Origin of the sequence: Spirosoma sp. 209 (genome assembly GCF_002006735.1) — a bacterium.
Lineage (GTDB): Bacteria > Bacteroidota > Bacteroidia > Cytophagales > Spirosomataceae > Spirosoma > Spirosoma sordidisoli.
On record NZ_MVEC01000002.1, the window covers coordinates 318,702 to 335,700 of the forward strand.

General features: G+C 55.1%; 16 protein-coding genes. 10 read left to right on the forward strand and 6 right to left on the reverse strand.

Annotated elements, in window-relative coordinates; genetic code table 11:
- Positions 1-110: 110 nt before the first annotated feature.
- A complete protein-coding gene (locus tag B1C80_RS04510) occupies positions 111-1,010 on the reverse strand; it encodes a hypothetical protein (protein ID WP_077919867.1) in 900 nt (299 codons plus the stop codon).
- Between the two features lie 166 nt (positions 1,011-1,176).
- Between B1C80_RS04510 and B1C80_RS04515 the strand changes: the two genes are divergently transcribed.
- Entirely contained in the window at positions 1,177-2,409 is a 1,233-nt protein-coding gene (locus tag B1C80_RS04515; RefSeq protein WP_077919868.1) for an aspartate aminotransferase family protein, read from the forward strand.
- Positions 2,410-2,612: 203 nt separating this feature from the next.
- Here B1C80_RS04515 and B1C80_RS04520 read toward each other — a convergent pair whose 3' ends face one another.
- Entirely contained in the window at positions 2,613-4,202 is a 1,590-nt protein-coding gene (locus B1C80_RS04520) for an acyl-CoA carboxylase subunit beta (RefSeq protein ID WP_077919869.1), read from the reverse strand.
- A 135-nt stretch (positions 4,203-4,337) separates the two neighbouring features.
- On the opposite strand from B1C80_RS04520, the gene porQ reads away from it, so the two are divergent.
- Entirely contained in the window at positions 4,338-5,363 is a 1,026-nt protein-coding gene (porQ, locus tag B1C80_RS04525; RefSeq protein WP_129606754.1) for a type IX secretion system protein PorQ, read from the forward strand.
- 27 nt (positions 5,364-5,390) lie between these two features.
- Here the strand turns inward: porQ and B1C80_RS04530 are convergent, their stop codons facing one another.
- The 3 genes from B1C80_RS04530 to B1C80_RS04540 form a co-directional block, all read right to left on the reverse strand.
- Positions 5,391-5,780, reverse strand: a complete 390-nt coding sequence (locus B1C80_RS04530; protein ID WP_077919871.1) for a VOC family protein — start codon at positions 5,778-5,780, stop codon at positions 5,391-5,393.
- A gap of 4 nt (positions 5,781-5,784) precedes the next feature.
- Positions 5,785-5,973 (reverse strand): hypothetical protein, encoded by a 189-nt coding sequence (locus B1C80_RS04535; protein WP_077919872.1) that lies wholly within the window; start codon positions 5,971-5,973, stop codon positions 5,785-5,787.
- 63 nt (positions 5,974-6,036) lie between these two features.
- Positions 6,037-6,540, reverse strand: coding sequence for a histidine phosphatase family protein (locus tag B1C80_RS04540; RefSeq protein ID WP_077920092.1), 504 nt, complete (start codon positions 6,538-6,540; stop codon positions 6,037-6,039).
- Between the two features lie 170 nt (positions 6,541-6,710).
- Here B1C80_RS04540 and B1C80_RS04545 point away from each other — a divergent pair, with 170 nt between their 5' ends.
- From B1C80_RS04545 to B1C80_RS04575, 7 genes are all read left to right on the forward strand, one after another.
- Complete coding sequence (locus B1C80_RS04545; protein ID WP_077919873.1) at positions 6,711-7,136, forward strand: hypothetical protein; 426 nt, start codon at positions 6,711-6,713, stop codon at positions 7,134-7,136.
- Positions 7,137-7,353: 217 nt separating this feature from the next.
- On the forward strand, positions 7,354-8,823 hold the full coding sequence (gene asnS / locus B1C80_RS04550) for an asparagine--tRNA ligase (protein ID WP_077919874.1): 1,470 nt from the start codon (positions 7,354-7,356) through the stop codon (positions 8,821-8,823).
- Between the two features lie 72 nt (positions 8,824-8,895).
- Positions 8,896-9,978 carry a complex I subunit 1 family protein gene (locus tag B1C80_RS04555; protein WP_077920093.1) on the forward strand — a complete coding sequence of 361 codons (1,083 nt, stop codon included), beginning with the start codon at positions 8,896-8,898 and terminating at the stop codon, positions 9,976-9,978.
- A gap of 53 nt (positions 9,979-10,031) precedes the next feature.
- Positions 10,032-10,715 carry a phosphatase PAP2-related protein gene (locus B1C80_RS04560; RefSeq protein WP_077919875.1) on the forward strand — a complete coding sequence of 228 codons (684 nt, stop codon included), beginning with the start codon at positions 10,032-10,034 and terminating at the stop codon, positions 10,713-10,715.
- A 503-nt stretch (positions 10,716-11,218) separates the two neighbouring features.
- Complete coding sequence (locus B1C80_RS04565) at positions 11,219-12,034, forward strand: phytanoyl-CoA dioxygenase family protein (protein WP_077919876.1); 816 nt, start codon at positions 11,219-11,221, stop codon at positions 12,032-12,034.
- A gap of 73 nt (positions 12,035-12,107) precedes the next feature.
- Positions 12,108-12,881: an SDR family oxidoreductase gene (locus B1C80_RS04570; protein WP_077919877.1), complete on the forward strand. Its 774-nt coding sequence runs from the start codon at positions 12,108-12,110 to the stop codon at positions 12,879-12,881.
- Positions 12,882-13,020: 139 nt separating this feature from the next.
- Positions 13,021-14,484, forward strand: coding sequence for a DEAD/DEAH box helicase (locus B1C80_RS04575; RefSeq protein ID WP_077919878.1), 1,464 nt, complete (start codon positions 13,021-13,023; stop codon positions 14,482-14,484).
- A 56-nt stretch (positions 14,485-14,540) separates the two neighbouring features.
- On the opposite strand, the gene B1C80_RS04580 is transcribed toward B1C80_RS04575, so the two are convergent.
- Complete coding sequence (locus B1C80_RS04580) at positions 14,541-16,106, reverse strand: hydroxymethylglutaryl-CoA reductase (protein ID WP_077919879.1); 1,566 nt, start codon at positions 16,104-16,106, stop codon at positions 14,541-14,543.
- A gap of 145 nt (positions 16,107-16,251) precedes the next feature.
- Between B1C80_RS04580 and B1C80_RS04585 the strand changes: the two genes are divergently transcribed.
- A complete protein-coding gene (locus B1C80_RS04585; protein WP_077919880.1) occupies positions 16,252-16,998 on the forward strand; it encodes a TIGR04283 family arsenosugar biosynthesis glycosyltransferase in 747 nt (248 codons plus the stop codon).
- Position 16,999: the final 1 nt, after the last annotated feature.

The following is a 16,999-nucleotide window of genomic DNA, read 5'->3' on the forward strand; positions in this document are numbered from 1 at the left end:
TAACGGCGAAATTAGCGGAAATAATCGACCACTAAACAGTCTGCTGATCCGTTCAACAGACGCATTCGTTTGTCTGCCAGCCATTCCGCAATTATTGTACCGACTGTCTTCTACTTCCCGATGCGCAGATGATAACTGCCGTAGGGCAGAAACGTAATGGGGTTGCCGGCAGTCGAACCGACAATGATCGGCACGTAAGCCGCCAGATCGAAAGCATGCCGCCGACGGTCGAACCGGATTCCCGCCGAAAGCACCCCGGCAAAATCGAGACTCCGGTTGATACCACTGCCGAACAGGGCAAAGTTTTCGCTGATGAATGACAGCTTCGGGCTTACTTTCCGGACTAGCCCGAAGGTAGCCACGACATTGCGTGACACCGTCCCGTTCGACAGGCTCCACCCTAGCCCAAAGGTGGTATTGTTCTGTCGGTCGCCGGTAGTGACGATACCCTGAATGTACCCGATGCCTTCCAGAAATGAATCGAACCGGACAGCCGCGTACTGCGCATTTACCCCCAGCCGCAGCCGGCTACTGACCGGCACCGACACTTTCGTGTTCAGGCTGAACAGGTTGGTAGGCAGGATCGAGTAGAAGGTAGCACCCACACTCCAGTTATCGGTCACACCGTATTCAAACTGGCTTATATACACGTAATAGTTCCGGTAATACAGTCGCCCTTTTTCGGCCGAGAACGCCGTTGGCGCGATACGCATCGTTTGCGGAAAGAGGTTTGGATAGGCTACCCCTTCGCCCCGAACGCCGGTCTGCTCGATTCGAAGGATCTGGTCGGTCCGAAGTCGGATTTCACCCAGGTTTTTGGTCCGGATCAGGGCTTCTGTGCTGTCCTGCCGCAGCAGTTCGCCCCGTAGCTCCGTACCGTCCTTCAGCGTGATGCTGTACTGGCGGGGGGCCGGGGCAGCCTCCTGTCTGGGTGGATAGTAGTCATGCTGCGCGGCTACCAGCCCAGGCAGCAGCAACAGCAGCAACAGATAAACATGTTTCATGGTCATAGACTTCGGCAAAAAGAGGATGTGGTGGTGAAAAGCGGGATGAACTAATCAGGGACGCTGGCCCTGGCTTAGCCCGGGCGGACCAGAGATCGGGGAGTTGAATGAGCAGAACTGTTTTCCCGGTTGGGTGTGTTAGGATAGCATCGACAATATTGACAAATTCATCATGTATTCGGTAACCCACCGGCAGTTATTTTTCCAGCACGTAGCCCAGACCTCCGACTTTCCCCTAGCGTTGGAAATAGACCGGGCCGAAGGCGTATATATTTATTCGACGGCAGACTCGGACGGTACGTCGACACCGTATATGGATCTGATCTCCGGCATCGGCGTCAGCAACGTCGGACACCGGCACCCGCGCGTACTGGAAGCTATTCAGCACCAGCTGGATAAATACCTGCATCTGATGGTCTATGGCGAGTACGTGCAGACCCCGCAGACGCAGCTGGCTCAGGCCCTGGCCAGTACCCTGCCGCCCGGCCTCGATACGGTTTATTTCACCAACTCCGGTACCGAAGCGGTGGAAGGCGCCATGAAGCTGGCTAAACGATATACCGGCCGTACCGAAGTGATCAGCTGCGTTAATGCCTATCACGGTGCCACCCAGGGAGCGCTGTCCTTATCGGGCGATGAGAACTTCAAACGAAATTACCGGCCCTTACTACCCGACGTGCGGCACATCCGCTACTCGAACTGGGACGATATCGATCAGATTGGTCCCCGAACGGCAGCCGTTGTGATGGAGGTCGTAGGCGCGGAAGCGGGGGTTAGGGTACCCGACGCAGGGTATTTGCAAGCCGTTCGCCAGCGCTGCACCGACGTGGGAGCGTTGCTCATCTTTGACGAAATACAAACCGGGTTTGGTCGTACGGGTACGTTCTGGGCCTTTGAAGGTGCCGGTCCAGCGGGGGCGGTTGTACCCGATATTGTCTTGTGTGCCAAAGGAATGGGCGGAGGCATGCCGATCGGCGCTTTTATCAGCTCGGCCCAGATCATGCATGTGTTCAGGAACAACCCAGTGCTGGGCCATATTACAACCTTTGGCGGTCATCCGGTTTCGTGCGCTGCTTCGCTGGCTACGTTACAGGTGATCCGGGACGAAAAGCTGTACGAGCAGGCCGAAGCCAAGGGGCAGCTGTTCCGTCAGTTGCTAAAGCACCCGGCCATTCGTGACATTCGGGGAAAAGGTCTGTTACTCGCCGTTGAGTTCGATTCGTTCGATGTGCTCAAACCCATCATCGACCGCGCTATTGCGGGTGGCGCGTCGGACGCCGGCCCGGGCGTCATCACCGACTGGTTTTTGTTCTGCAATAATTCCATGCGGATAGCCCCCCCGCTCATCATCACCGACGAGCAGATTCGAGAGGCCTGCGCTATTATTCTGAAAGCTATCGGCTAGTTACGCAGCCGGGTCGGACTTGCTTACGGAAACAGCACCGAAGCCGTACCGACCAGCAGAGCCAGGCCGAAAATGATCAATAAACCGATCAGCACCGTTCGAAGCAGACTACCGTTTTTTTTGGGCGTTGGAGCAGGCATTATAAACTGGCTTGTAACGGAACCCGGTCACGAGCTACCGCTTCATGACCGGGTTCCGTGTTTTTACAGGGGAATATTTCCGTGTTTTTTCTTCGGCATGCTGGCCACTTTATTCTCCAGCATCCCAAACGCCCGGATCAGCTTATGCCGGGTCTGGTCGGGCATGATGACCTCATCGATGTAGCCTCGGTTGGCAGCCCGGTAGGGATTGGCAAACTTCTCGGTATACTCCTGCACTTTTTCCTGCAACTTGGCCTGCGGGTCTTCGGCTTCGGCAATCTCCCGCTTGAAAATAATTTCGGCAGCCCCGCTCGCGCCCATTACCGCGATTTCGGCCGAGGGCCAGGCGTAGTTCAGGTCAGCGCCTATGTGCTTGGAGTTCATTACGTCATAGGCCCCGCCGTATGCTTTGCGGGTAATTACCGTTACGCGAGGTACAGTGGCTTCGCAAAAGGCAAACAGCAGCTTGGCGCCGTTGGTAATAATTCCGTTCCATTCCTGATCGGTGCCGGGCAGGAAACCGGGCACGTCTTCGAGCACCAGCAACGGCACATTGAAGCAATCGCAGAACCGAACAAACCGGGCTGCCTTTACGCTGGCGTTAATGTCGAGCACACCGGCCAGTACAGCAGGCTGGTTCCCCACAACGCCGATACTACGCCCACCAATCCGGGCAAAGCCAACGACAATGTTCTCCGCATAATTCTTATGCACTTCGAAGAACGTGCCTTCATCGACGAGTTCGTCAATGACTTCGCGCATATCGTAGGGCTGGTTCGGATTCTCGGGTATGATCTGGTTCAGCGCCGGGCGTCTTTCCTCGCGGGTGGTGTCGTACGGCAGCCGGAATGGCTCGTCTTCGCAGTTCTGGGGGATGTAGCTGAGCAGCTGTTTGATGTCCTGAATACAGGCTAGTTCGTTGGCACTGGCAAAATGGGTAACCCCCGATTTGGTACTGTGGGTGCTGGCCCCGCCCAGTTCTTCGGCCGTTACGTTCTCATGGGTTACGGTTTTGACCACATTGGGGCCCGTCACGAACATATAGCTCGTGTTTTCTACCATGAAGATGAAGTCGGTAATGGCGGGGCTATACACGGCTCCGCCAGCGCAGGGACCCATGATTGCCGAGAGCTGCGGAATAACGCCCGAGGCCCGGGTGTTGCGATAAAAAATATCGGCATAACCCGCCAGCGACAGAACCCCTTCCTGAATACGGGCGCCCCCCGAATCGTTCAGCCCGATGAGCGGTGCACCGTTCTGCAACGCCAGGTCCATCAGCTTGCATATTTTTTCGGCATGGGTCTCGGAGAGTGCCCCGCCAAAGACCGTAAAGTCCTGCGCAAACACGTATACCAGTCGTCCGTCAACCGTGCCGTAGCCCGTCACGACACCATCGCCCAGGTAATGTTCTTTGTCGAGGCCAAAGTCGCGGGTTCGGTGCATCACGAACTTGCCGATCTCCTCAAACGACCCTTCATCGACCAGGAGTGCGATTCGCTCACGAGCCGTTAGTTTGCCTTTGGCGTGTTGGGCATCGATCCGTTTCTGTCCCCCGCCAAGTTCAGCTTCGGCGTTTTTCTGGGCAAGCAGATCAGTTTTTGATGGTTTGCTGAGCGCATGTAGGGGTACTTCCGGACGGGTTTCGGTTTGCATAAGTCGGTTTGTCGAATCGATGTTGGCAAAGTTACGTATTCGTTAAGTACGCGATAATATTTAACCCGAATCTTCGCCAGTCGATTTTTACCGCCCTGAAATTTGGCGTTTCTTTGTCACATCTTGCTCTCTGGTTTGAAACGCGCGCTCTTTTTTTCGTGGGTGGTCTTTCTGGGACCGCTGCTGAGTCAAGGCCAGCCTCTGGGTGGCCAGCGGGTGTTTTCGTTCCTCGATCTGCCCACCCACGCCCGCGTAGCGGCTCTGGGTAGTACCGTTGCCAGTGGTCTCCGTCCCGACGCGCCCTATTTCCTGAACAACCCGGCGCTGGCCGACTCACTCCCCGACAACCAGCTGTCCATTAGTCTGATGCCGTATCGGGCTGCGGCCCGGTATTATACCCTGCACTATGGCCTACCCGTCAGATCGGCCGGCACCTGGGCGGTTGGCCTGCAGTATCTGACCTACGGCCAGTTCGATCTGACCGACCCCGGCGGTAATACGCTCGGCACGTTTTCGGCTAACGACTATGCCCTCAGCCTCACTCATGCCCGCACCGAAGGCAATTTCACCCTCGGCGCTACCATAAAGGCTGTGGGGTCGACCATTGAAACCTATTCAGCCTTCGGAATTCTGGCCGACCTGGGCGGTATCTGGCGCCACCCGAACGGAAATCTGACGGTAGGTCTCGTCGCCAAAAATGCGGGCTATCTGCTCAAAAACTACGGTCCGGCCGAGGCCGACCTTCCCTTCGACCTCCAGGCTGGCATCACCCTGAAGCCGCAGTACGCCCCCATTCGGGTGACGCTGACGGCCCATCATCTGCACCGGTTCGATATTACTTATAACGACCCCAACCTGGCCGTTCGGTTCGACCTGAACGGGAATCCGATCCCGCAGCCGGTAAGCCTGGCCGAGAAACTGGCCCGTCACCTGAGCGTGGGCACCGAGTTTCTCATCAGCCGGCATGTGCATCTGATGCTCGGCTACAATCATCAGAAACGGCAGGAAGGCAAGCTGATCACGGGCGGAGCGGGCGTCAGCTTCGGCGCATCCGTACAGGCGCGGGGCTTTCAGCTCACCTACGGACGCTTTACCTCAGTACCAACCGCCGGTACCAGCCAGCTATCGATGCGAATCGATCTGGGTCAACTCCTCAACTGATGGCCTGCTGCCAGCCTGGTTGGCTCGCTACTCTTCGTACAATTCCAGGGGAAGCTCGTCGGGATCGGCAAAAAAGGTGAACCGCCTGCCCGTCTGCGCGTCGACGCGGATGGGTTCCGTGATTACATTATGCTCTGTCAGGTGCGCAACGGCCGCATCGAGGTCGGCTACGGCAAAGGCGAGGTGCCGAAGACCGAGGGCTTCCGGGCGCGATGGGCGACGGGGCGGATCGGGGAACGAAAACAGCTCGATCTGGTAGTGTCCATTGACGGCCAGGTCGAGTTTATACGATTGTCGTTCCGCTCTGAACACTTCTCCCACTACGGTTAATCCCAGAATCTGGGTGTAGAAATGCTTCGACCGCTCATAGTCCGAGCAGATGACGGCGACATGGTGAAGACCTGCGAGTTGCAGCATGGTTTCAGGGAGTAAGCAGCGTATCGGAGAGTAGCGTATCGGCGGTGGTGCCATCCCGTTTAAAGGCTCGTTCTACTTCCCTGCGTTTGTTCCAGGGCGCGGTAGTACGGCGCCCCATATCGATAGCCAGCAGAGCCACGATGGCTGTGAAGACAATAAAGACAACGATAAAAATACGACGGTTGCGATTCATGACGATTACAGCTTGCTAAAAGCAGCACCTTGTTTCCGGGTCAATAATGCAGGGGCGCTTTTCTTATGAATTAGGCAGCTTTTTAGGCGCTATCTCAAAGGCCACCGACCCCGTTCGGCCCGACACCTCGGACCAGTTCAGCCCTTCGAACGAAACAGCCACGACGGCACCTTTGCTCATTGACCCGATTGACTGATGGGTCAAGAACTCGGCAAAATACGAAACGTCCGGATTGTGGCCCACAATCATAGCCGAATCAATAGTATCGGGCAAATCGTTTATAGCTTCCAGATACGCTTTAGGTCCACCATCGAACAGATTTGGGTTGAGCTGAATCTGACTCGTCTCAAAGCCAAGCTGTTCAGCCACTACCCGAGCGGTGTCTTTGGCACGCGGAGCCGTGCTGCTGATAATATGACCCGGCATAACCTGCCGACTGTGCAGGTACCGACCTACGCGGGCGGCCGCCATAATACCTTCCGAAGTAAGTTGCCGGTCGTGGTCTGCGGCAAACATGTTCCGCTCTTCAGCTTTGGCATGACGAACGATATATAAGGTACGCATCATCATAGATTGGGTTGTATCGGCAGCCGGCTTGGCAGGGTTAGGCGCTTACCGAGCCGGTTTGTTTAGGTTCATTTAAACAAAAAATAAAGCAACTTTATGGATTTAGTCCAAAAAGCGACTAATTTTAGAGGTTGCAAAGCTATCAAAGTCATTAGAACGATACTACTATCATGCGTTTTCAAGGCGAAAATTGTACGCTATCGTTCGGCCTTTCCCTCGACAAAGGCCTGGTCCGCTTATCGGGTACGGTATGGCCACTACGGCAGTCTACCCGCTCCCAGCCCCAGCAACCCGTAGTGCGGTTTCATTCGCTGTTGCCGCCGGATCAGTTGACCGCCCTGCAGACCTGGCTGGCTTCCGAATCGAGTACGCCACTCCCCTTCACGGACCCCATACGCTATGTCCGGCGACTTTCTTCACCGGCTGGCAACATAACCCAGCTGGAGCTGGAGCTGTCTATGGAGCAGGTCCCTGTCTGGTGGAACTGGGAAATCCGGTTTCCGCTGATCGTTCGGCTCGACATCCGCCAGCCCGAGTTCGTTTACCTCACCCGGGCCCTTCAGCGCGACTCCTGGTCCGTTGACCTGAGCTGGTAACTACCCGTTTCAACAACCGCCCTCCGTTCTGTCTTGTTTACTCTTCGGGTGCTTTAGCCCCCACAAAACAGGCGTTTGAAACGTATATACTGTTGTTTACCTCTATACGCAGTAACATGCCCTTTTGTGGAATCGAGCTTCACCTAAAACAGAAGTGGGCGATTCAGTCGACAATCTGTATTTTTGCGGGCCGATCCCCTACTGATCGCTTTTTTTTATGAGTTATCTACCCATTCAGCAGCTGCTCAAATCTGCAACCGTTGGCACCAGTGTTACCGTAAAAGGTTGGGTCCGCACCAAGCGTGAAAGTAAAAACGCGGTTTTCATTGCCCTTAACGACGGTTCTACCATCAATACCATTCAGGCCGTAGCCGAAGCGGGTCAACTTCCTGACGAAACCCTGAAACTCATCACGACCGGAGCCTGCCTGGCCATAACGGGCCAGCTGGTAGAGTCGCAGGGTGCCGGACAGTCGGTAGAGGTAAAAATTGCCAGCGTCCATATCTACGGACCGGCCGACCCCGACAAGTACCCGCTCCAGCCCAAAAGACACTCGCTCGAGTTTCTGCGTGAGATTGCCCACCTGCGTCCCCGAACCAATACCTTCAGCGCCATTCTCCGCGTTCGTCACGCCCTGGCTTTTGCGGTGCATCAATATTTTAACGACAACGGATTCTTCTACCTCAACACGCCCATCATAACGGCCTCCGACGCCGAGGGCGCTGGTGAGATGTTCCGGGTAACGACACTCGACCCGATCAATCCGCCCCGCACCGACGATGGCAAAGTAGACTACAGCCAGGATTTCTTCGGCCGCGAAACGAACCTGACCGTGTCGGGTCAGCTCGAAGGCGAACTGGGTGCACTGGCGCTGGGCAAAATCTATACATTTGGACCCACCTTCCGGGCCGAGAACTCCAACACGACCCGTCACCTGGCCGAGTTCTGGATGATTGAGCCCGAGATGGCCTTCCACGAGCTGGAAGATAACATGAACCTGGCCGAGGATTTCGTCAAAACCGTTATCCGCTACGCCCTTCAGCATTGTGCCGACGATCTGGCGTTTCTGGACAACCGGCTCAAGGAGGAAGAGAAAACAAAGAAGAAAGAAGAACAGAGCGAGTTGAGTCTGCTCGAAAAACTTCAATTCGTGATTAGTAACGAGTTTGTCCGGTTAACCTACACCGATGCGATCGACATTCTCGTCAATTCAAAACCAGCCAAAAAAGGACAGTTTCAGTACGAAGTTAGCTGGGGCGTTGACCTACAGTCTGAACACGAGCGGTATCTGGTCGAGAAGCATTTTAAGAAACCGGTTATCCTGACCAACTACCCCCGCGACATCAAGGCGTTCTACATGAAGCAGGACGAGGCCCAGGCCACCAACAGCCGGGGCGAGGTACTTGGCCAGACGGTTCGGGCTATGGATGTGCTCTTTCCCGGTATCGGCGAGATCATCGGTGGATCGCAGCGGGAAGACGACCTCGACAAGCTCGTTACCCGCATGCAGGAAGTCGGGATCGATCCGGAAACCATCTGGTGGTACCTCGATACACGCCGGTTCGGCTCAGCCCCCCACGCCGGATTTGGGCTGGGTTTCGAACGACTGGTGCAGTTCGTGACGGGTATGGGCAACATCCGCGACGTTATTCCTTTCCCGCGCGCGCCCAAACAGGCCGAGTTTTAACCCCTGAGGCTGCCAGCGACCTGAACCGGCGGGTCGGGCCGCTGGCAGCCTCAGGCATTTCCCTTGTATGCTGTGCTGGCTCTTCCTCTTTTCCTGCTGATTGCTTCTGGCTTCGTAGTCGTTGGTGTTTATACCGAACGGAAGGTGTCGGCGTTTATGCAGGACCGGCTCGGCCCCATGGAAACGGGAAAATGGGGGTTGCTGCAACTGTTTGCCGATCTGCTGAAACTCCTGCAGAAAGAAGATATTGTACCGACAGCTGCCGATCGTCGCTTGTTCCTGCTGGCACCGGCCGTCATTTTTGCCTCTGTTTTCGCCGGCTTTGCGGTACTACCCCTTACGCCGGATGTACAGGGGTCGGGCGCTGCCGTGGGGGTCTTTTACCTGATGGCCATCGTTTCTTTCGATGTCGTGGGCATCCTGATGGCAGGCTGGGGGTCAAACAACAAATATTCGCTGTTCGGAGCCATGCGATCGGTGGCCCAGATCATATCCTACGAAATTCCGCTGGGTCTGATGGTCCTGTGCGTTGCCATGATTGCCCAGACGCTCAACCTGCAGGAAATCAGCTTTCAACAGGGTATTTATACGACAGATACCAACTACCTGTTCGGCCTCAAATTCCTTGGAATCGATGTAACGGGCTGGGGGGGCATTTTTGCCTGGAACGTTTTCCGGAATCCGTTTTTACTGATCGCCTACGTAATTTTCTTTATATGCACGCTGGCCGAGAGTAACCGCGCCCCGTTTGACCTCCCGGAGGGCGAGTCGGAGATTGTGGGCGGGTTTCATACCGAGTATTCGGGCATGCGGTTTGCGCTGCTCTATCTGTCGGAGTATGCCATGATGCTCCTAGTGTCGTTTCTGGGTGCCGTCCTGTTTCTGGGTAGCTGGAATACGCCCCTTCCCAACATCGGACCTGTCCGGCTTGCTGACTGGACGAGTGGCGCGCCCGGCACCGTATGGGGTAACGTAACGGGGGCCTTCTGGCTATTAAGTAAAGTATTCCTGGCGGTGCTGCTCCAGATGTGGGTCCGGTGGACATTCCCCCGCATTCGGGTTGACCAGATGATGTTTCTGTGCTGGAAAGTGCTGACACCGGCCGGTCTGCTGCTGTTGCTGGCATCGGGTATCTGGCGATTGCTGATGGTGTAACTGGTACAAACGAGCTGGCTTTCGTACCTTTGCGGCCTTTTTAGCGTGTACAAATGCGTATTCTTTCTCCTGATCCCACTGGCGATCTGGCCTGGCAGGCAGCCTGGCAACAACCTATTTTCCGCATCAAGTTTTTTGTGGGTCTGGCCTGTACGCTGGCGTTGCTAGTTACCTTTCCGGTTTTCTTTCAAACCATAGAACAGCACCAGGGTCCCGTTCTGAACGACTGGGTGCTGAACCAGCTACCCCCTCAGGATGTATCGCTGGGTATTTTCCTGATCATTTGGGCCACGGCCCTGTTGCTCATCGTTCGGGCCCGACGCAGCCCGGCCATATTTATGATGTTCACGTATGGCTATATCATCGTTAGCCTGTCCCGCATGCTGAGTATCAATCTGGTACCCCTGAATCCGCCAGCTGGTCTCATTCCGCTGATAGACCCGATCAGTAATGCATTCTACGGCAAAACGTATATTACCAAGGATCTTTTTTACTCCGGTCATACGTCCAGTATCTTCCTGATGTTCCTGTGTCTGCGCCGGTGGTGGGACAGGCTGCTGGCCTTGATTGGGTCACTGCTTGTCGGGAGTCTGTTGCTGGTACAGCACGTACATTATACCGTGGATGTAGTGGGGGCTTTTGCATTTACCTACCCGCTTTACTGGCTGGGCAAACGGCTGGCCCTCAGCGGCTGGAACAGGGTCGAAAAAAACGAAGAAGAACGGTCTGTATCATGAAAAGCCGGCTACCGACCAGCACCAACATAAACTCCGTCCCAGGTCAGGATAGCTCAGTAAGAGGTTCCGTTTAAGGGACAACGTTCGCGATTGCCGGACCTGCCTCGACCAATTAGGCTACAAAAAAACTACCAGCCACATAGGCGGATATATTTACCGGTTCGGTGCGTGGCTGTAAATCTGATTATCAACCAGTAGAATAAGAATATTACGCGTTCAGGCTGATTTGTAATTTACTAACCGGCTATCGGTTCATATCGAATAAGCCGGGCCAAAAATCAACTGACAGTCAACATATTACCTTATGTCTGCAGGAGAATGACACCTATTTACGGAAGAAGAGCCAATTAAAGTCGAATTAATTATATGGCGGTAAAGTAATCCCAAAATTGTAAATTTATTAGATTTGGCACGTTAAGATAATGTTACCTCGTTGATTCTGTCAGCTCTACACCCATACAGCTAGTACGATACCGAAATACCCGCATTGCAAAACCACCGATATGAGCAAAATATTCTTGCCCCCGTTTACCCTGGGCGAAACCATTACCACAGAACAGCGCCAGTTTTTTAATAAACACGGTGTGATTGTTTTCAAAAATTTTATTAATCCCGAAACCGTAAAATTATTTATCAGCGAAACCATTCGCATTGAACAGCAATGGCTGGATGAAGGTCGCGATAAAGTGAATGGAGTTCCGCTGAAATTCGGGAAGGATGAAGCCGGAAACCCCATGATTCAGCGGATGTGTTTCCTGTCGCAGCACAGCACAGCCCTTCATGAGTTTCTACAGGACCCGCGCCTGCAGGCCGTTGTTGATCTGCTGCAACCGTACGAAGGTCGCATCGCCGAAATCGAAAAAGACGGACTTATTCTCAACCACTATGTACGCACCCCCAACAGCAAATTTTCGCAGATGGGCTGGCATACCGACAGCCCCCGCGACATTTTTCTCGGGCAGCGCATCATGCCGATGCTGAACGTAGGCATTCACCTGAACGATACGCCCTACGAAAATGGTGGCCTGCGCGTTATTCCGGGTACCCATAAACAGGGGATCATCAAGATGCTGTTTCGGAAGAAATACTTCGTGGACAACGACCCCGACAAGCACGAGATCGGCTTCGACATTCAGGCAGGGGATCTATCGGTACATGACGGACGGCTCTGGCACCGGGCTCAGCAGTCGCCCCACTTTGGCGAAGCCAGCCGTCGTCGGGTCATGTACGTGCCGGTTGTAACGGGTAAGTACATGCCCAAGCACGAAAACAGTAAGACGCCGTTCTATCACCGGTTTATCTCGAAAGTAAATATTTAAGTATACTGTTTACGGTATTTGGCCTCCGGGACTCGATCCGCATGGGCTGAATACCGTAAATCGTTTTTTGTGTATGCCTTACGCTCTGATTACCGGTGCCAGCCGTGGCATTGGCTTGGCCATTGCCGATGAACTGGCCCGCCGACAGTTTGACCTCCTGCTGGTAGCCCGTTCAGAGTCGGTGCTGCAACAGCAGGCCCGTCGGTTAGCCGACACCTACGGGGTTCGCGCCGAGGTGCTGGTTGCCGACCTGGCCGCAGCCGATGCCGCCGGGCAGGTATTCGGCTGGTGTGAGCAGAACGGGTATACGGTACAACTGCTGGTCAATAACGCCGGCTACGGCTTGAGCGGACTCTTCGAAAGCCACGCCCTGGCCGAGCACCTCGACATGCTGGCGGTGAACAATACCACCCTGGTAAAACTCTGTTACCTTTTTTTACCCCAGCTCAAGCAACAGCCCCGCGCCTACATTTTAAACATTGGCAGCTCGGCCGCCTACCAGGCCGTACCGCGTCTGAGTCTGTACGCAGCTTCCAAGGCTCTGGTTCTGCAGTTTAGCCGGGGCCTGGCCCAGGAATTGAAACGCAGTTCGGTCTCGGTAACCTGCGTTTGTCCCGGAGCTACTGATACCGACTTCGTTACGCGGGCTCAGATTGGCGAAAAAGGTCGCAAAGCAGCCGAAAAAGTGAACATGACCCCCGCCGATGTAGCCCGTCAGGCAGTCGATGCTACGCTGGCGGGGCAAACCGAAGTCGTTACGGGTGTACTCAATAAACTCGGCAAACTGATGGCCTGGCTCATGCCGAAAGCCGTGGTTGAACAGGCTGCGGGCAGTATCTACGAGTAGCAAGAATTTAACATACCGGCAAGTATGGCACTTTCTTTGCCATAGTGGGGTTGTAGACGTATAACTTCATTTTTTCGACGTTGGATGCTGGACTTCATGAACACCGTTTTTCCACTGCCTATCGACGTCCAGCCTACCCATGCAATTTTCCGATTTATCACTGATTGAACCAATCCAGAAGGCGCTTGCCGAAGAAGGATACACTACCCCTACTCCCATTCAGCAACAGGCAATTCCTATTTTACTCGGTCGGCGCGACCTCCTCGGCTGCGCACAAACAGGTACGGGTAAAACAGCCGCCTTCGCTATCCCGATCTTACAACTGCTTAACGAAGAACGGAGCAAAAGTGCGGGTGGTCCCCGGCGCATCAAGACGCTGGTTCTTACCCCAACGCGTGAGCTGGCTATTCAGATCGACGAAAGTTTCGCAGCCTACGGGCGGCACCTGAACCTGCGTCATGCCGTTATTTTTGGGGGTGTATCCCAGCATAGCCAGGTCAACGCCATCAAAGCCGGTCTGGATATTCTGATTGCTACGCCGGGCCGTTTGCTCGACCTCATGAATCAGGGCTTTATCAATCTGCGCGATGTACAGTTCTTCGTGCTGGACGAGGCCGACCGGATGCTCGACATGGGCTTTATTCATGACGTCAAGAAAGTCATCGCTAAACTACCCGAACGTCGTCAGTCGCTGTTTTTCTCGGCTACCATGCCGACCGATGTAGCCAAACTGGCCGATACCATTCTGCATAACCCCGCCAAAGTTGAGGTAACCCCCGTATCATCAACGGCCGATACCATTCAGCAGGCGATGTATTTCGTCAGCAAGGAAGATAAGCGTAAACTGCTGGTTCATATCCTGGATGATCAGCGCATCAAGTCGGCGCTGGTTTTTGCCCGCACCAAACACGGGGCTGATAAAGTAGTGAAAGACTTGGTTCGGGTAGGTATCAAAGCCGAAGCCATTCACGGTAACAAGTCGCAGAATGCCCGTCAGCGGGCGCTCTCGAACTTCAAAACCCGCGAAACGCGGGTGTTGGTGGCAACCGATATTGCGGCCCGCGGTATCGACGTCGACGAATTGTCGCACGTGATCAACTACGAACTGCCGAACATTCCCGAAACATACGTACACCGCATTGGCCGGACCGGCCGGGCAGGAAACGACGGCATAGCCCTGTCGTTTTGCGACGCGGAAGAAACGGAGTTTCTGCGCGACATTCACAAACTGATCGGCAAGCAGGTTCCGGTTATCGACGAACATCCGTATGTACTGGATATTGACACCACTAAAGTGAATCCGGCCCCACCGCAACGCCAGGGTCGCAACGGTGGCGGCAACCGGCAGGGCAACGCCCGCCCCCAAAACGGAAACGGTCGGATGTCGAGTGCCTCATCGGGGAACGGTCAAAACCGCAGCAACAGCGGTCGACCCAATTCGTCGGGCAATGGCAACTCGTTCCGGAGCGAAGGCACCAAAGGCGGACAAGCCCGCAACGGCAGCAGCCAGGGCCGGCAACGGAATGGTTCCGAGCAGCGCCCCAGCCGCGGCACCGGCAACAGCCGGTTCACCAATTTTGGCTCGTCAGACAAAAACTACTAACCCGCTGGCTCCACTGACCCGGCTAAAAAAAGGCAAGCATCAGCTTGCCTTTTTTTTTAGGCCCGCGTGGCGTCATGACTCGATACCCAGTCGAGTGAGGAGATAGCCGAAGCCAGTGAAAGCTCCCCGGCAGCGACTACCCCGGCCATGATCTCGGCCAGTTTGTTGGCTTTCCCTTCGCCATAGCAGTCCATCAGCTCCAGACACTCCCGCTGCGTAGGTAGCCCCGTACCACCACCAACGGTCCCCACGATCAGCGACGGCAGGGTGACAGACCCGTACAGATCACCCTCGGGGGTTAATTCGGAATAGGTTATGGCCGCCGATGATTCGGCCAGGCAGGCAACATCCTGGCCGGTTGCGATGAACAGAGCCGCCAGTCCGTTTACCGAATGCAGGCCGTTGTTGTTCGTTCCGGCCAGGCGGGCCCCTACGTCACCAAGCCGGGCGTGCCGCAGCAGTTGCTCAGGTTCAACCTGGAGTTCCTGAATAAGCAGCTCGCGCGGGATGCGAATTTCGGCCGTGACGCGCTTGCCGCGGGTGCGCAGCATGTTCAGCTGCGATGGCTTTTTGTCAGTAGCCATATTCGATTCGAGGAAAAAGTGCTCGATGGCCGCAGCCGCCGGGTAGGTCTGTAGAATGTAGTTGCAGGCAGCCAGCGTTGCTTTGCTGACCATGTTCTGCCCAGCCGCATCACCTGTTGTATAGCCAAAACGCAGAAATGCAAACCGGCCGTTCAGGTAGGCGTCTACGTAGGTGAGCCGGGCAAACCGCGAGGTCGTTTCGGCTTCGGCAGCAATATCACGCTCCCGGGCCTCGACCCACCGAACGAACGAGCGGGCCTGACGCGCATCGGCAAACTGAAAAACCGGGGCGCGCTGCATGGCCTCATCCTGAATGGTACATAACACGCCCCCACTACCGTTGATGAGCTTGATACCCCGGTTATAGCTCGCCACCAGCGTTCCTTCGGTAGTAGCCAGCGGAATCAGGAAGTCACCCTGCGCGTGCTCGCCGTTAACCCGTAACGGACCGGCCAGCCCGATCGGCACCTGCGCCACGCCTACAAAGTTTTCGCAGTTTCCCCTCACGGCAGACGGCTCAAACGAGGGCTGTATGACGTGTTGCGGATTCGTTTGGGTGAAATCGCGCAGAAATTGCTGCCGCTCCGCAACCGCCTGCGGGTTGTAATCATCAACCGCATGGCGGGGAATACCGGGTTGGGTCCGCTGCGTGCCTTCGGGCGTTTCGGTTTGCAGGTTGTCTTCTACGGTTAGCGTTATGGTACCAAAGGGCTGCGTTTTGAGGGTGATCTCGAGGATATGCTGACCGGGTTCGAGCGGGGGCGCGATGGCCCGTACACGAACTGACCGCCGGAGCGGAAACGCGAGTGGCGTTGCCGCCGAAATAGCGTCTACCAGCACTTCTTCACCCCCATCGGTCTCCAGCAGGAACGCGCTGGCCGGGTAATCACGTCCGTTTATTCTGGCCCGTTCGAGTCCCGTAAACTGGGCATCCGACAGCCTGTTTTTCAGGGTAAAGGTGAACCCTGTGGCCGTATTACGCAAACTCTTACGGGTATACAACTGCTTCAGCAGCACATTGGGCAGGAAACGAAACATGAATGATGAATGATGAATGATGAATGATGAATGATGAATGATGAATGATGAATGATGAATGATGAATTACTTATTTATTATACATTTTTTATCATTCATTATCCATTAAAAAAACCCTCGTTCGCCGGATTGGTTTATTCCCCGTATGCGTACAGTGTCGATCATCATTCCAACCCTTAACGAAGAAAACGCGCTTCCCCGGACGTTGCGGCTCTTACAACGACTATGTCCCGAACCGCTCGAAATTATCATCGTTGACGGTGGCAGCACCGACCGGACCATTCAGCTGGCGGAGGCTACCAGTCCCTGTTTTCGATCGATGCGCATTGTTCACGCCAAACTCCCGGGCCGCGCCAGCCAGATGAATGCGGGAGCGGCCAAAGCAACTGGGGATATTTTGTGCTTTCTACACGCCGATACGGCCCTGCCCGATGATGCACTCCAGGTTATTCGGCAAACATTGGCCGACGCCGATACGGTAGCCGGTGGGTTTATTTCCATCATGCGGGGGGCGCATACAACCCGCTGGCTGACGTCCTTCCATAACTACATCAAGACCTATTACGCCCCGCTGCTCTTCAGGCCCCGCCTGTTCTTTCGGGGGGCACGCCTGCTCTTTGGCGATCAGGTTATATTCTGCCGACGGGATCAGTTTATGACCGTTGGCGGCTATACGGCCAGCATGCCCATTATGGAAGAAGCGGATTTGTTGCTGAAGCTGGTTCCCTACGGCCGGGTGCGCCAGGTGAATCGGCTGGTTGAGTCGTCGGACCGTCGAGTCGCCCGGTGGGGCTTCTGGAAGGCCAATGGTATCTATCTGGCTATCGGCTTTTTGTGGGGACTGGGCTACTCACCCAACAAGTTAAAGCGGTGGTTCGCGGATATTCGATAAA

Coding starts and splice junctions, on each gene's coding strand:
- B1C80_RS04510 (WP_077919867.1), bottom strand. CDS start 1,010: ATGACCATGAAACATGTTTATCTGTTGCTGCTGTTGCTGCTGCCTGGG.
- B1C80_RS04515 (WP_077919868.1), top strand. CDS start 1,177: ATGTATTCGGTAACCCACCGGCAGTTATTTTTCCAGCACGTAGCCCAG.
- B1C80_RS04520 (WP_077919869.1), bottom strand. CDS start 4,202: ATGCAAACCGAAACCCGTCCGGAAGTACCCCTACATGCGCTCAGCAAA.
- B1C80_RS04530 (WP_077919871.1), bottom strand. CDS start 5,780: ATGCTGCAACTCGCAGGTCTTCACCATGTCGCCGTCATCTGCTCGGAC.
- B1C80_RS04535 (WP_077919872.1), bottom strand. CDS start 5,973: ATGAATCGCAACCGTCGTATTTTTATCGTTGTCTTTATTGTCTTCACA.
- B1C80_RS04540 (WP_077920092.1), bottom strand. CDS start 6,540: ATGATGCGTACCTTATATATCGTTCGTCATGCCAAAGCTGAAGAGCGG.
- B1C80_RS04545 (WP_077919873.1), top strand. CDS start 6,711: ATGCGTTTTCAAGGCGAAAATTGTACGCTATCGTTCGGCCTTTCCCTC.
- asnS (WP_077919874.1), top strand. CDS start 7,354: ATGAGTTATCTACCCATTCAGCAGCTGCTCAAATCTGCAACCGTTGGC.
- B1C80_RS04560 (WP_077919875.1), top strand. CDS start 10,032: ATGCGTATTCTTTCTCCTGATCCCACTGGCGATCTGGCCTGGCAGGCA.
- B1C80_RS04565 (WP_077919876.1), top strand. CDS start 11,219: ATGAGCAAAATATTCTTGCCCCCGTTTACCCTGGGCGAAACCATTACC.
- B1C80_RS04570 (WP_077919877.1), top strand. CDS start 12,108: ATGCCTTACGCTCTGATTACCGGTGCCAGCCGTGGCATTGGCTTGGCC.
- B1C80_RS04575 (WP_077919878.1), top strand. CDS start 13,021: ATGCAATTTTCCGATTTATCACTGATTGAACCAATCCAGAAGGCGCTT.
- B1C80_RS04580 (WP_077919879.1), bottom strand. CDS start 16,106: ATGTTTCGTTTCCTGCCCAATGTGCTGCTGAAGCAGTTGTATACCCGT.
- B1C80_RS04585 (WP_077919880.1), top strand. CDS start 16,252: ATGCGTACAGTGTCGATCATCATTCCAACCCTTAACGAAGAAAACGCG.